This is a genomic window from Photorhabdus africana (assembly GCF_035181445.1).
In the GTDB taxonomy this organism is placed as follows: Bacteria; Pseudomonadota; Gammaproteobacteria; order Enterobacterales; family Enterobacteriaceae; genus Photorhabdus; species Photorhabdus laumondii.
The window spans coordinates 147,371-163,414 of the sequence record NZ_JAXBVE010000004.1 but is presented as its reverse complement, the minus strand read 5'-3'; the positions used below and the strand labels follow the sequence as shown (position 1 = coordinate 163,414).

At 43.3% G+C, this 16,044-nt stretch carries 9 protein-coding genes; 1 reads left to right on the top strand and 8 read right to left on the bottom strand.

Annotated features, from left to right (window positions below):
* Nucleotides 1-30: 30 nt before the first annotated feature.
* The gene (gene thiD, locus SLS51_RS03835) at nucleotides 31-831 is read left to right on the top strand and encodes a bifunctional hydroxymethylpyrimidine kinase/phosphomethylpyrimidine kinase (protein ID WP_323835696.1); all 801 of its coding nucleotides are present in this window, start codon (nucleotides 31-33) and stop codon (nucleotides 829-831) included.
* Nucleotides 832-1,106: 275 nt separating this feature from the next.
* Here the strand turns inward: thiD and fbaB are convergent, their stop codons facing one another.
* The 8 genes from fbaB to SLS51_RS03795 form a co-directional block, all read right to left on the bottom strand.
* The gene (fbaB, locus tag SLS51_RS03830) at nucleotides 1,107-2,156 is read right to left on the bottom strand and encodes a class I fructose-bisphosphate aldolase (RefSeq protein WP_323835694.1); all 1,050 of its coding nucleotides are present in this window, start codon (nucleotides 2,154-2,156) and stop codon (nucleotides 1,107-1,109) included.
* A 2,312-nt stretch (nucleotides 2,157-4,468) separates the two neighbouring features.
* Entirely contained in the window at nucleotides 4,469-5,845 is a 1,377-nt protein-coding gene (gene trhP, locus SLS51_RS03825) for a prephenate-dependent tRNA uridine(34) hydroxylase TrhP (protein ID WP_323835692.1), read from the bottom strand.
* A gap of 200 nt (nucleotides 5,846-6,045) precedes the next feature.
* Entirely contained in the window at nucleotides 6,046-6,390 is a 345-nt protein-coding gene (locus tag SLS51_RS03820) for a YegP family protein (protein ID WP_323835690.1), read from the bottom strand.
* A 97-nt stretch (nucleotides 6,391-6,487) separates the two neighbouring features.
* Nucleotides 6,488-7,192: an envelope stress response regulator BaeR gene (baeR, locus tag SLS51_RS03815; RefSeq protein ID WP_323835688.1), complete on the bottom strand. Its 705-nt coding sequence runs from the start codon at nucleotides 7,190-7,192 to the stop codon at nucleotides 6,488-6,490.
* On the bottom strand, nucleotides 7,189-8,577 hold the full coding sequence (gene baeS, locus SLS51_RS03810; RefSeq protein ID WP_323835686.1) for an envelope stress sensor histidine kinase BaeS: 1,389 nt from the start codon (nucleotides 8,575-8,577) through the stop codon (nucleotides 7,189-7,191). The genes baeR and baeS overlap by 4 nt, the downstream gene beginning before the upstream one ends.
* A complete protein-coding gene (gene mdtC, locus SLS51_RS03805; protein WP_323835684.1) occupies nucleotides 8,574-11,660 on the bottom strand; it encodes a multidrug efflux RND transporter permease subunit MdtC in 3,087 nt (1,028 codons plus the stop codon). Before mdtC ends, baeS begins: the two co-directional genes overlap by 4 nt.
* Entirely contained in the window at nucleotides 11,657-14,803 is a 3,147-nt protein-coding gene (locus SLS51_RS03800) for an MdtB/MuxB family multidrug efflux RND transporter permease subunit (protein WP_323835682.1), read from the bottom strand. The genes mdtC and SLS51_RS03800 overlap by 4 nt, the downstream gene beginning before the upstream one ends.
* Nucleotides 14,803-16,011 carry an MdtA/MuxA family multidrug efflux RND transporter periplasmic adaptor subunit gene (locus tag SLS51_RS03795; RefSeq protein ID WP_323835680.1) on the bottom strand — a complete coding sequence of 403 codons (1,209 nt, stop codon included), beginning with the start codon at nucleotides 16,009-16,011 and terminating at the stop codon, nucleotides 14,803-14,805. The genes SLS51_RS03800 and SLS51_RS03795 overlap by 1 nt, the downstream gene beginning before the upstream one ends.
* Between the last annotated feature and the right edge of the window lie 33 nt (nucleotides 16,012-16,044).

Here is a 16,044-nt window from a genome sequence, read left to right as displayed (position 1 = left end):
CTTTTCTTTTGCTGGTTGGAAGGGGTACCTATGATGAGAATCAATTCACTGACAATTGCCGGTACTGATCCTAGTGGTGGTGCTGGCATTCAAGCCGACCTAAAAACTTTCTCCGCACTTGGTGCTTATGGCACAACAGTAATGACCGCGCTTGTGGCGCAAAACACCTGTGGTGTGCAATCTGTTTATGATATCGATCCTACTTTTGTTGCGGCACAGCTTGAATCTGTGTTGTCAGATATCAGAATTGATAGCGCTAAGATAGGCATGTTATCTAATGCGGCCAATGTTGCCGTTGTTGCCGACACAATAAGCCGTTATGCCGTTCCTTATGTTGTATTGGATACGGTAATGATTGCGAAAAGCGGCGATCCGTTGTTGGCGCCGGAAGCGGTTTCCGAGGTTGTTGAGCGATTATTACCGAAGGTTTCGTTGATTACCCCAAATTTGCCGGAAGCCGCAGTGATATTGCAATGCTCTGTAGCAGAAACTGAAACGGACATGCAAAAACAAGGGCGTGAACTATTATCGCTAGGATGCGAAGCCATTTTACTGAAAGGCGGGCACCTTACAGAACATGAAAGCCCTGATTGGTTATTTACTGCTGAGGGAGAATGGCGTTTTACTGCGCCCAGAATTAATACTCGTCATACTCATGGTACAGGATGTACACTCTCCGCTGCATTGGCTGCTTTGCGACCGCGTTATTCGAATTGGCAGACAACACTGCCTGTTGCCAAATCATACCTCCAGGCGGCGTTAGAACAGGCGGACTCGTTAGAGGTAGGAAAAGGAATTGGGCCTGTGCACCATTTTCATCAGTGGTGGTGAGAGTTGCTGATTGGCGTTTTCGGGATTTGGTGAGAAAGTGATAATAAATTAAGAAGAGTAAGGTGTTTATGCTGTGAGAACAGTATAACTCAACGTTGGTAGCGACTTACTATCTATACCTATACCCTATGGATTTCAAGATGGATCGCGACGGCAAGGGAGCGAATCCCCGGGAGCATAGCGAACTATGTGACCGGGGGTGACCGAGTGCCGCCAACAAAGAGGCAACTTGAAAGATAACGGGTATATTCATTATCACCGGCGACAAGCTTGATTTACGCGATAGTGACCTGCTTATCCAGATAGACATTTTGAACCGCATTAATCAGTTCAATACCCTCTTTCATGGATTTTTTGAAAGCTTTACGGCCGAGGATTAACCCCATGCCGCCTGCGCGTTTATTAATGACGGCGGTACGAACGGAGTCACTTAAATCATTATTACCGGATGCACCACCTGAGTTAATCATGCCGGCGCGACCCATGTAGCAGTTAGCTATCTGATAACGGACCAGATCGATAGGGTGATCGGTAGTCAAATTAGTGTAAACACGTTTATCGGTATGACCAAAGCCAATCGCCGTATAGCCGCCGTTATTTTCGGCCATTTTTTGTTTAACGATATCGGCACCGATAGTGGCTGCTAAATGGTTAGCCTGACCTGTGAGGTCTGCACTGGAGTGATAATCCACCCCTTCTTTCTTGAAGGAAGAATTACGCAGGTAGGCCCACAATACCGTTACCATGCCCAGTTCATGCGCCCGTTTAAAGGCGGCTGAAATTTCCTCAATTTGACGCCGTGATTCAATAGAGCCAAAGTAAATTGTTGCGCCAACGGCAACAGCGCCCATCTCGAATGCTTGTTCAACACTAGCATATAAAGTTTGATCATATTGAGCGGGATAGCTCAGTGCTTCATTGTGGTTCAGTTTAACCAGAAATGGGATCTTATGAGCATAACGACGAGAAACCGCGGATAACACGCCATAAGTAGAGGCAACACAGTTACAGCCGGCTTCAATAGCCAGTTCAACGATATTTTTTGGATCGAAATAGAGAGGGTTTGCTGCGAAAGAAGCGGCCGCAGAATGTTCTACACCTTGATCCACCGGCAAAATAGACAAATAACCCGTACCTGCAAGGCGACCATGATTTAACAATGTTTGCATGGAGCGCAGAACCGTATTGGGTCGGTTATTGTCGATCATTACGCGGTCAACAAAATCGGCGCCGGGCAGATAAAGATTTTCACTCGGAATGGCATTACAACGATGTTGCAATAAACTGTCCGCATCTTTGCCTAACAACTTAGCGATATCAGTCATGTCTTACTCCAGTTATGAAAAGATGCTATCGATTGTCATTTATCCTTTTTAGGATAACAAGTTATATTTGGGAGGGAAGTGGTAGTGGATCGCTTCAGGTAAGATTTTAAAGAGAATGTTATTACCTGGAAAGTGGCTATTTAGTGTAAGAGTGACATTACCATTCTTTAGGTGATTGATATGGGTGTGAAAACGTAAGATCTTTATGTGTTGGATTATATATTTTCGTCATTCTTATCGTTTGCTAACAGACAATTTTCTTGGAATAAGATAAATAGGCATATACCCGTTATCTTTCAAATTGCTTCTTTGTTGGCTGCACTCGCTCACCCCGGTCACATAGTTTGCTATGCTCCCGGGGATTCACTCCCTTGCCGCCGCGATCCATCTTGAAATCCATAGGGTATATAAGATTTAATACCGATAAAGAATAAATTCATCGCCTTTATTGATCTTGTTAATAATTCTTTTGATCTCATTATTCAACAATGAAATGTTTTCATCGTAGATTGGATATACATTATTATTTATCTATGCTCGCGTCTTTTTATTTGTGAAAGAATGAATTTTTTCATTATTGTTATTTATTAATTTATAATATCAAAATATTGTTGAATAGAATTGATAAGACTGTTGGGGAATTTTAGAGCACCAACTGATATAAATTGATCAAAATAGCGTTTATATATGGATGATTTTCTTTCGATTATGATCAGACTGTCAGCATTACTTTAAGTTCATATACGTAAAGGTTATTGTTTTTAATAAATAACTTATTGATTAATATTGAATTATAATATTATTTTTATAATTTAATTAACCGATAAATAAGAGTGTTATTTATATTTTTATCTTTCTATCGCTAAATTGATTATTTTATTATATGAGTTTTTTGCAAAGATTTAATATGTTTTTCTATCATTTAAATGAGTTTTATAAGGTTGGATATTCATATTTCTTGAATGCTATTGATATCAATTTTATTGATTTATGTGAATCCAAGAATGATTTTTTATTTTGTCAATTGATTTATAACTATGTTACACCACTATATGGCAAATAACCATTTTTAACGTCAATGTTTTTAAATCCATATAATCCTGTAAGCAACAGTTAATATAGTTATTTATTCTTTCGTAAAAATGATAATAATACAAAATAATAATTATACTAAATTTTTAGTTTTGGCTGTATTCATCAATCAATTAGCTGAGTGGGAAATACATCAATATAGTTTGATTTTTTCACAGATGAAAAATTTCTCATGTTTCTATTGCGAATAGTGATATTTCGGCTTCCTCCATTTACCAAGGATAATTTATTATTATGTTTTCTTTTTAGTCACTTGTTTGCAAACGATTTTTTATAGAGTCATTGGACCTGTTGATGCAAGCTGAGTTTGATAGATGAAAGTTGACTGTTTATTACTGTTACTCAGCTAAGTTGATTTTTCTTGATGTTATTGTTAGATGATATTTTTCATACTGATTCGGTGTAAAAATGCGTTTCTATTGTCTTTTGGTTTACTAAGCAGTTCCTATTGTGGGATTAAACTTCATTTTTATGAGGAGGCAACAGGTACTGCGCTGTTGTTTATCAGCTTTGGGGTGATTTGGCTATTTTACCCTTTTTTATGTTATGGATATATACCCAATGGATTTCAAGATGGATCGCGACGGCAAGGGAGTGAATCCCTGGGAGCATAGATAACGATGTGACCGGGGTGAGTGAGTGCAGCCAACAAAGAGGCAACTTGAAAGATGACGGATATATGAAATAAAAGCCGTTTTGGGTTATTAAGTTGATATAGTCAGGTAAATGTTGAACTAATAGTTTTAACAATAAGTAAATTGTAATTATCTGTTTTCATAATCTTCACCTGATTAATTCTATCAAGTTGTATAATATTTGGTCTAAATATGATGGATTTCCTGAATGATTAAACAGTGGAAAATTTTAATTACATCTCTTTAGATAGTGTGATATTTCAATAAGTAGAAATATTTTCTTATTAATATGTAGGGTACCAGAAACACATGAATATAAATATTCATTGATTTAATAGTTAAATTTCTCTATGTAATTAATCATGTAAATGAATTCTGTAACTTGTTGATTTTATTTCCCAGAGCAAAAAAGAAAAGGCCAGCTCAAGGGAGATTGAGCCGGCCAAGGAGGTGGTTCCTAGTCTTACTGTAAAACTTTTTTAATTTTCTATTTTTCACCGACAATACTACGGTAAATAAAATAGTATTGATGTGATCTGTTTCTAAAAAAAGAAATATATTATCGTGAATAGGGGATATTGATGATTATTTGTCTGAGTCTCGGTTCGTTTGAGGATATTGAGAATTAATACCATTTAGATTACGTATTAATAAGGCGTAATTAATATCAATTTGTTTAGGAATTGGTAAATAGACAATATACCCATCTCCAGGCGCAACTTCCATTGGTTGGCCTTTTTTATCCTGCATTGCTTCCAGTGTAAACTGGATATTGCCTGATGGTGTCATTAATTCGATACGGTCTCCGATCATGAATTTATTCTTGACAGCAACTTCAGCCAATCCGTTGACTCGCTCACCCGTAAATTCACCAACAAATTGTTGGCTATCGGATATCGAGTAACCGTATTCATAAGTCTGATAAGCATCATGGGTATGACGGCGCAAAAATCCTTCGGTATAGCCGCGATGAGCAAGTCCTTCTAACGTTGTTAGCAGCGTTGGATCAAAAGGTTTTCCTGCAACGGCATCATCAATGGCTCGGCGGTAAACTTGTGCTGTGCGAGCGCAGTAATAGAAGGATTTTGTTCGTCCTTCGATTTTCAGAGAGTGAACGCCCATTTTAGCTAATCGCTCAACATGCTCAACTGCACGTAAGTCTTTGGAATTCATGATATAAGTACCATGTTCATCTTCGAAAGCTGACATATATTCACCAGGGCGTTTTGCTTCTTCGAACGTAAATACTTTATCTGTTGGTGTGCCTTTTCCCAATGTTGGCTCGATACTTTTTGTCGGTATCGGTTCATGCATATGCACAATATTACCGATATCATCTTCTTTGCCTTCTTGGACATGATATTCCCAACGGCAGGCATTAGTGCAGGTTCCCTGATTGGGATCGCGTTTATTAATATAGCCGGATAATAAGCAACGACCGGAGTAGGCCATACACAATGCCCCATGGACGAAAATTTCCAGTTCCATATCGGGAACCTGCTGGCGAATCTCGTTAATTTCATCCAGAGAAAGTTCACGGGAAAGAATGACCCGTGTCAGTCCCATTTGTTGCCAGAATTTTACTGTCGCCCAGTTAACCGCGTTAGCTTGAACGGAAAGATGAATTTCCATTTCAGGAAAAGCTTCACGAACCATCATAATCAGTCCGGGATCAGACATAATGAGGGCATCAGGTCCCATATCAATAACAGGCTTGAGATCACGGAGAAAAGTTTTCAATTTGGCATTGTGAGGCGCAATATTGACCACGACGTAAAAGCGTTTACCAAGCTCATGAGCTTCTTTAATGCCGAGTGCCAGATTTTCGTGATTAAATTCATTATTGCGAACACGCAGGCTGTAACGTGGTTGACCAGCATATACGGCATCTGCGCCATAGGCAAAAGCATAGCGCATATTTTTCAGCGAACCGGCAGGGGAAAGTAATTCTGGAGTAAACATGGTTAAAAAATTCTCGGTTTGAGTTGAGATGAGTTTTCACTATAAAAAGTAAGGATAAGGCCGGGGGGATTCTAACGCTTAATTTGTTGGGGATACAAATTTATTAGTATGAAACATCCGGTTTTCTTGATCGATGAAGGGCGCCTTATCAATTGACGATAACTTTCAACTGATAAGGTGCGGTTTATCATGAAAAAATATTATTCTGACTTTGTCAGATCTCGAACATTGACGCTAGCGCCATGTTTAATCGCAGATTGAATGCCTTTTTTGGCTGCGACTTCATTATCGTAAGACTCGCTGATGCCGATAACTTGATAGTTTCTCGCTTTCAGTACGAAGTAGGACTTGCCAGATTTGTTTTCTCTGATTTCGAAGTTTTTTTCTGCCGGTGAATTTGCTTGGACAGAACGAATTCCTTTATTCGCTGCTGCCTTGGTAGTATACATTTCACTGGTAAGGATAACTTCACCGTTCGATGTTTTTAAATTGAAGTAATACTGCTTGTTTTTTGTTCTCTTAAGATCATAATGACCCACAGCCATAAGAAATTCCTCCAATTAAAGGTAAGTATTTTTAATATAGCTGAATTTCTGACCGGTGAAAGGTTGAGAGAAATTTAATTCAGTTAAAGTGTGACAGTTATAACAAACGGCATATATCCGCTTCCCATCGGTAACCAAGTCCATAAATAGAACGAATGAATGTTTTACTGTTATCTAATTGTTCCAGTTTACGGCGTAAATTTTTGATGTGGCTATCAATGGTACGGTCTGTCACGATTCGGTGATCGTCATATAGATTATTCAATAACTTATCGCGGGAAAATACTTGCCCAGGGCGACTTGCCATCGTTTTTAATAACCGGAATTCAACTGGGGTCAAATCCAGTATTTTATCGCGGTAACGCGCTTGGAAACAGGCTTCGTCAATTTGTAGATCGCTTTGCCTGACAATATCTTGTGGTCGGTAACAGCGACGAAGAATCGTTTTAACTCGCGCGACAATTTCACGTGGGCTGTAAGGTTTACAAATATAATCATCTGCCCCGATTTCCAATCCAAGTAAACGGTCAATTTCTTCCGTTTTGGCGGTGACCATAATAATCGGTACGTCAGAGAAGCGGCGAATTTCCCGACAAATAGAGATGCCATCACAGCCTGGAAGCATCAAATCCAGCAAAATAATATCTGGATTGTGTTGCTGTACATGGGAAACCGCCTCATCACCTCGCAGTAGCCACTGGGTTTCGTAATCAGCCGCTTGCAAGTAATCAACCAGCAATTGCCCAAGTTTTGGCTCATCTTCAACAATCAAAACAGTATAATGCTCAAATTCTGTACTCATAACGTTTCGCCGTCGAGGGATTCAGTGAGCGACAATTCTACGATAATTCTCAGGCCACCTAAAGGTGAGGGTTCGGCATGGATCGTACCGTTATGGGCTTCAACGATGTTATAGCAAATGGCTAACCCAAGTCCTGAGCCACCACTGGCGCGGTTTCGTGAGGATTCACTGCGGTAGAATCGTTCAAAAACCCGTTGGCATTGCTCTGGTGACAAACCGGGCTTGCTGTCCTCCCAATTTAGAATGAAGTGGTTATCGTCAGAACAACCTTTAATGATCAATTTTCCATTATCAGCGGTATAGCGAAGACTATTTTCCAGTAAATTATGAAATAGCTGAGTCAATCTGCTTGGGTCAGCAAACACCATAATCATTTCAGGAAGTTTAACATCCACTTGGATTTGTTTATCAAGGAAACGTCCATAATAAGATGCGATAGCAATCTGAATTAACTCACTGATGTTGATAAATTCTTTCCGGTATGCCAGCGCCCCGCGATCGGATAGAGATAGCTGGTGTAGATCATTAACCAGTTTGGTCAATGTGGTAATTTCAGCCAATAACGAATTGAGAGTTTCTGGCGTTGGTTTGTGAACACCATCCTGTAACGCTTCCAATTCACCACGCAATATAGAAAGGGGAGTGCGCAGTTCATGAGAAATATCGGCCATATAATCGCGACGCATCTGCTCGTTTTTTTCCAGGGTACTGGCGAGCTGGTTAAAATTGTGGGCAAGCTGACCAATTTCATCTTTACTTGATGGTGTGACTCGGGCACTGAAATCACCGGCTGCCAGTTTATGCGTCCCTTCAACCAAACGTTTAACGGGTTTTAACATACCGCGGGATAATAATAGCGTGGCTATCATTGCCAGCAAGGTAGATAAACCGGCAATTATCCAGCTTGTCAGTTGTTGTTGGCGATCAAAACTGATATCAGCTTGACGGGTAATTTTATCTGATGTGCTAACAATGACCCAGCCAACGACTTGATGATGATAGATGATCGGTTTGCGATAAGTCTCTGACGGGATTTTACCTTCATGACCGACCAGCAGTTTCATGTCACTGTCCACCACCCAAAATTGAGTTCGCCAACCGCGAGGTGGTGGACCTTGACGGCTTTCACTGGTTTGTTCAATGGAGCGAATGATTTGAAAAATTACCCGGTCATTCCTCTTTAAGAATTTCCAGCTACCATATTGTTGATATTGTTCAGCCAGTGCTTCGGCTAACATGGCAGTACGTAACTGGATATTTTGTTTTATATAACCAATAAAACCATGCTGGAAGCTGCTTCTTACGCCCCAGTGCATGGTGATGAGTACGAGCATGCAAGTGGCGAAAATGGCCATAAACAGCTTACCACTGATGCCGAGTTTCATGATGGCTCCATAATTTGCTTGGTGGTACGCCGTTGTTGCCATTTTTCCCTTAGTCGATCAAAACAGAGATAGACAACCGGTGTGGTATATAGAGTTAAAAGCTGGCTCATAACCAAACCACCCACAATGGTTATTCCTAAGGGTTGGCGTAATTCCGTACCGTCGCCACTACTCAAAACCAGTGGCAGGGCACCAAACAAGGCGGCCAGTGTGGTCATCAGAATCGGACGGAAACGTAACAGGCTGGCTTGGAATATCGCATCACGAGCGCGGATATTACCGCTACGTTGAGCTTCAATTGCAAAGTCCACCATAATAATGGCGTTCTTTTTCACGATACCAATCAATAACATGATGCCGATTAATGCTATCAGGCTGAATGGTGTGTCAAACAGTTCCAATGCTAGCAGGGCACCAATACCGGCGGAAGGCAGGGTAGAGAGAATAGTCAATGGATGGATATAACTTTCATACAGTATCCCTAGCACCAGATAGACGGTAATAATGGCCGCCAGAATCAAGAATAATTGTGATTTCAGGGTTTCCTGAAAAATCTGGGCGGTGCCTGCAAAAGTGCCACGAACCGTTGAAGGTACCCCAAGTTCGGTTGTGGTTCTTTCAATCGCATTGATAGCATCAGAGAGGGTATAGCCTTCGGATACATTGAAAGCAATGGTTGAAGCAGCAGAAAGCCCCTGATGGTTTACACTGAGTGGCGCGTTAGCCGGTTGCCAGTGAGCAAAATAGGAGAGCGGAATGGCTTTTCCTTGATTATTAATCACAAACATTTTTTCCAGTGCGCTGACATCCTGTGTATATTCTGGTGCAACTTCCATCACCACCTTGTACTGATTAAGTGGTTGATAAATAGTGGATATTTGTCGCTGACCAAAAGCATTATTCAGCAAATTATTGGCTTCACTGACATTAATGCCCAGACGAGACATGGTATCGCGATCATAGATTATTGCCATTTCAGCGCCTTTATCCTCCTTATCTGAATTCACGTCAGTCAGTTGCGGCAATTGTCCTAATGCTTTACGGATAACAGGCTCCCATTTGCGAAGATCATTCAGATCATCGGCCAGCAATGTGAATTGATAGCTGGCATTAGCCTGGCGACCGCCAGCCCTAATATCTTGTACCGGAATGAGAAATAGATTTGCTCCCGGTTCATTGGCAAGTTTAATCCTCAGGCGTGAGATAACCTGTTCAGCGTTTTCTGAACGCTCTTTCAATGGCTTTAGAGAGATAAACATAAAACCATTATTTACTCGCCCACCACCGGTAAAGCCGATAACGCTGTCTACCGTAGGATCTGCATTGATTGTCTGCATGAAATTTTTCATTTTTTCACGCATAGATTGGAACGAGATACTTTGATCTGCCCGAACAAACCCTAGCAACCGACCGGTATCCTGCTCTGGGAAGAAAGTTTTGGGGATATTGATATAGAGCCAAACATTTAGAGCAATGATGCCGGCCAAAATTAACAATACCCAACGGCTATGATTAAGAACCCACATCAGGGAGCGTCCGTAAGCTTGTTGAATTTTCAGTAGAACTTTACCGAATCCTCGTATTTTCTTCTGTGCTTTGGGACGCTGAGATTTTAGTAAATGAGCGCACATCATTGGCGTTAGTGTTAGAGAAACCAATAATGAGATGCTGATTGATGTGGTTAGGGTAATGGCAAATTCACGGAACAGCCGACCAACCAATCCATCCATGAGCAGAAGCGGGATAAAGACGGCTACCAGCGAAATACTCATCGAGAGGACCGTAAAACCCACTTCCCGGACACCCTGTAGGGCCGCTTTCATGGGTTTTATGCCGGCTTCAAGGTGGCGGGAAATATTCTCCAGCACCACAATCGCATCATCTACCACAAATCCTGTGGCAACCGTCAGCGCCATTAAGGAAAGGTTGTTCAAACTGAAACCGCACAGATACATAGCGGTAAATGTGCCAATGAGTGAAACCGGTACAGCAATGGCAGGGATCACTGTTGCGCGACCAGAACGCAAGAACAGGAATACCACCAGAATGACCAGCCCGATAGCAATCACCAATGCTCGTTCTACTTCCACTATTGAAGCACGAATAGTGGGTGTGCGGTCTTGAGCAACATTAAGTTGAATACTGGCAGGAATAGATTCACGTAATGCAGGTAATTGTTCACGGATACGGTTTACTGTGGCGATAATATTCGCGCCAGCCTCACGGCGAATGATCAACAAAATAGCCGGCTCACCGCCAGACATTCCGGCTGCTCTGACATTCTGAACAGAATCTTTTACATTTGCTACATCCTGCAATCGCACCGGTGAATTGTTGTTGTAGTGAACGATGATTGGGCGATAGTTTTCGGCGGTTTTTAACTCATCATTCGTTTGAATTTGCCAGTGTTGCTGCTCGGAATCCACATATCCTTGTGGGCGGCGAACATTGGCATTGCTGATAGCTTTGCGTACCGCATCTAGCGAAACCCCCTGATGAAACAGGGCGCCAGGATTCAATTCAACTCTGACTGCCGGTAATGAACTGCCGCCAACAGAGACTTCACTGACGCCTTCAACTTGGGCGATTTTCTGAGCCAGTTGAGTAGAGGCAAAATCATAAAGCTGCCCCTGATTATAGGTATCGGAAGTCAATGTGAGGATCATGATTGGGGCATCAGTCGGGTTGACTTTGTAATAATGCGGTCGGCTAGGCATACCGGAAGGCAACAGACTTTGAGCGGCATTCAGCGCTGCCTGTACATCCCGTGCTGCACTGTTAATATCACGATTGAGATCAAATTCAAGTGTGATATTGGTATTGCCAAGGGAGCTACTGGAGGTCATTTCATTGACTCCGGCAATTCGGCCTAGGGCGTGCTCCAGCGGAGTCGCGACAGATGAGGCCATTGTTTCCGGTGAAGCGCCCGGTAATGAGGCGTAAACCGAGATCACCGGGAAATCCACTTGTGGTAAAGGAGAAACCGGCAACAGGGTAAATCCCAATACCCCACATAGGGTTATGGCTAGACTCAATAGCGTGGTGGCAACAGGGCGTTGGATAAATAAGGCAAAAAATTTCACCGCGGCTCCTGATGATCAATAGATGACGTGTTTGAAACTGAGAGCTGTCGATTGCGGCGATAGTGGGCCAGACGGTCAAACAGTAAATAGATCACTGGCGTAGTAAACAGTGTCAGGATCTGGCTCATAATCAATCCACCTACCATACAGATACCCAAAGGACGACGTAATTCAGCGCCGACACCGGTGCTGAGCATCAAGGGGAGTGCCCCAAGCAACGCTGCCATTGTGGTCATCAGAATTGGGCGGAAGCGCAATAAGCACGCTTGATAAATGGCTTCGTAAGGCGATAATCCCTGTTCACGCTCCGCTGCCAGCGCAAAATCGATCATCATGATGGCGTTTTTCTTCACAATACCTATCAACAAGATAATGCCGATGATCGCAATGACATCCAGTTCATGACCTGCCATCATCAGCGCTAATAGTGCACCCACTCCCGCTGTCGGCAATGTGGAGAGGATTGTCACCGGATGGATGAAGCTTTCATACAGTATGCCTAGCACGATATACATGGCGATAATGGCAGCCGCGATTAGCCACAATGTATTGCCCAGTGCGCTTTCAAATGCCAGTGTTGTTCCTTGGAATTGGGTGGAAATGTCTTTGGGCATGTTGATCAGTTGTGCGGCATCACGAACAGCATTGACCGCCTGCTCAAGAGAAGCATCCTCAGCAACGTTGAACGAAAATGTTGCTGAGGGAAATTGAGCTAGATGGTTGATTGCCAGTGGACCAAATCTTTGTTCAATAGTTGCAATGGTTCTGAGAGGTACGATATGGCCGTCAGTTCCGTTAAGGCGGATGTTATCAAATGCTGCCAGCCCTGGAGTCGATGTCACATCATGTTCCAAGATGATCCGATACTGATTAGCCTGCGTATAAATGGTTGAAATTAGCCGCTGGCCGAATGCGTTATAGAGTGCGTTATCTATGGCGGCCATTGAGATGCCCAATCGGCTGGCAATGTCTCGGTCTACTTTAACGTAGGCGATCAGCCCCTGATCTTGCCAGTCACTGCTGATATCAACTAGCTCTGCTCTCTGCTTTAGTTCAGCCAGCAATTTTGGCACCCAGATACTCAGTTCATCCAGAGAGGTTGCCTGCAAAGTGAATTGGTATTGGGTACGGGTAACCTGAGTGTCAATCGTCAAATCCTGCATCGGTTGCAGATAGAGCTTTATGCCGGGTATAGCGGCAACTTTTTCCTGCAAACGCGGAATAATGTCAACGATTCTGTCATCACGCTGATTGAGTGGTTTTAGTGTGATTTGCAGTCGCCCGTTATTCAATGTTGGGTTACTGCCATCAACGCCCACAAAAGTGGTGATATTTTCTACTGCCGGGTCTTGCAGCAATAAGGATGAAACCTGTTGTTGTTTATTCACCATTGCGGTGAAGGAAATGGATTGTGGCGCTTCCAGTGTTCCCTGAATCAGCCCATTATCCTGTGATGGAAAAAATCCTTTTGGAATCATCAGATAGAGCAGGGCAGTTAGCGCCAATGTACTTAGGGCGATGCCAAAGGTGATCCACGGGTGATTCAGTGCTCTTTTTAGCCATACAGCATAACCGGCAATCATTTGTTCAAAAAATCGTCCACTGGCTTGTTCAAAACGATTGTGTTTTATCTGTGATTCCGGTTTCAGGATTCGAGCGCACATCATGGGGGTTAATGTCAGTGAGACAACGGCTGAAATCAGAATTGCCACGGCCAGGGTAATTGCAAACTCACGAAACAGGCGGCCAACGATATCGCCCATAAAAAGCAGCGGGATCAGCACTGCAATCAAAGAGAAAGTCAGGGAGATAATGGTAAAACCGATTTCACCCGCGCCTTTCAATGCGGCTGTCATCGGTTTCTCGCCTTGTTCTATATAACGAGAGATATTTTCAATGACCACAATGGCATCGTCTACGACAAAACCGGTAGCAATGGTGAGCGCCATTAGCGTCAGATTATTGACGGAGAAACCGCAGAAATACATCACTGCGAATGTGCCGATCAGTGAAAGGGGAACTGCGATACTGGGGATAAGTGTTGCGATACCGTTACGTAAAAACAGATAAATCACCATAACAACCAGTGCAATTGCCAGTAACAGCTCAAATTGAACATCTTGCACTGAGGCACGAATGGTTGTCGTGCGGTCAGTCAGGATTTTCATATCGACGAACTTTGGCAAACTGCTGATAAGTTCCGGCAACATCTGACGAATGTTATCTGTAGTTTCAATCACATTGGCGCCTGGCTGGCGCTGAACATTAATCACAATCGCTTGTTTGTTATTTGACCATGCACCTAGTTTGGTATTTTCAGCGCCTTGTTCAATGGTTGCGACATCTTGTAACCGCACCGGTGAGCCATTTTTATAGGCAATGATCAAGTTGCGGTAATCATTTACTGACTTCATTTGATCGTTGGCCGAAAGCGTGACAGAGCGAGTCGGACCATCAAGGCTACCTTTGGCGGAGTTAACGTTAGCATTGTTGATAGCGGTGCGGATCGTTTCGCTATCCAATCCTTGTGCCGCGACCACTTGGGCGTTTAGCTTCACTCTGACAGCGGGTCGCTGGCTGCCGGCGAGTGTCACCAATCCTACGCCGTTGACCTGTGAAATTTTCTGTGCAATGCGGGTTTCCACCATATCTTGAATCTGTGTCATTGGCATTGCGTCGGAGGTGACGGCTAGCATTAGAATCGGTGGATCAGCGGGATTAACTTTGCTGTAGATCGGGGGATAAGGCAGGTCATTCGGCAATAAATTACTGGCTGCATTGATAGCCGCCTGCACTTCCTGCTCGGCGACATCTAATGGCAAAGTTAGCTGGAATTGTAATGTGATAACGGAAGCCCCGCCGGAACTTTGAGATACCATCTGTTTAAGGCCAGACATCTGTCCGAGTTGGCGCTCCAGTGGTGCGGTGACTGCCGAAGTCATCACATCGGGGCTTGCACCGGGATAGAGTGTGACAACCTGAATGGTGGGATAGTCCACTTCCGGTAATGCAGACACGGGCAACATGCGATAGCCGATAATACCTGCCAGCAGGATTGCTGCCATAAACAGCGTGGTGGCAACAGGTCGCAAGATGAACAGACGTGATGGTCCGCCACCTGGGATTGGGGAGCCTGCCTGCATCAGGAATTCTCCGTTTTATCGTGTTTTTGTGGCTGAGGCTTATTTGTTGCCATTGGTGTAACAATATCCACCTTAGCACCATCTGTCAGGCGATCAATACCATCAGTGACCACTTTATCACCGGCTGCTAAGCCGGTACTGATAACAACGCGTTTTGTATCCTGCAATTTGACCGTGACCAGATGTTTGCTGACTTTATTCTCTTTACCTAACATCCAGACAAAATTCCCTTCATTACCCATTTGCAGGGCAGCATTTGGGATCACCACTGCATTTTCCAGTGTATCGACTTTAATACGGACATTAACAAACTGATTTGGGAATAAGATGCTATCTTGATTGGAAAAACGGGCTTTCAGCTTAATTGTGCCGGTAGCGGCATCAATTTGATTATCAAGGCTCAACAGTTTTCCTTCGGCAAGTTGTTGCTGGTTATTGCGATCCCAGGCACTAACAACGACGTCATGATTCGTTTTTTGAGCTTGTAAAACCGCATTGATATCGTTTTCAGGGAGTGAAAATAGCACATCTACCGGATCGGTTTGGGTAATAACCACGATAGGGGAGCTGTTACCACTGGAAATAAAATTTCCTACATCGATCTGTTTCAAGCCCACTTTACCGGAAATGGGAGCCGTAATACGGCTGTAAGTGAGTTGGAGTTTTGCACTATCAATTGCGGCTTGATCAACTTTCAGACTGGCTTCGTGTTGGCGGACAAGTGCACGTTGATTATCCATTTCTTGTTGGGAAATCAGGTGAGTGTTTGCCAATTTCTGGTAGCGATTGAGATCCTGACGGGCATTCGCCAATATTGCTTCATCTTTAGCAAGCTGGCCTTTGGCTTGTGCTAGTTGAACCTGAAAAGGGCGTGGATCAATTTCTGCCAGTAAATCCCCTTGTTTAATTTGTTGGCCTTCCTGAAAGTGCAAAGCGATAAGCTGACCTTCAACCCGGCTGGTTACCGTGGCGGTATTGGCGGCCTGAATAGTGCCAAGCCCGGCCAGAAAGCGAGGGACTGCCTGCTCTTTTGCTGTGGCAATCTGCACAGGGGGTAAAGGGGAATGTCTTAAACCAGAGGATTGATCAGATGGACTAGATTGTTGAGGGGTTTTTAGTTGGTACCAGAAAAATATAGCGGCAGCAATGGCAATAGCGGCCAGTGCTGCACGGAAAAGGAGGGTACGGTGTTTATTATTTTGATTCATTTCTTCGACATTCTCTCAAACGCAAGGCTAAGG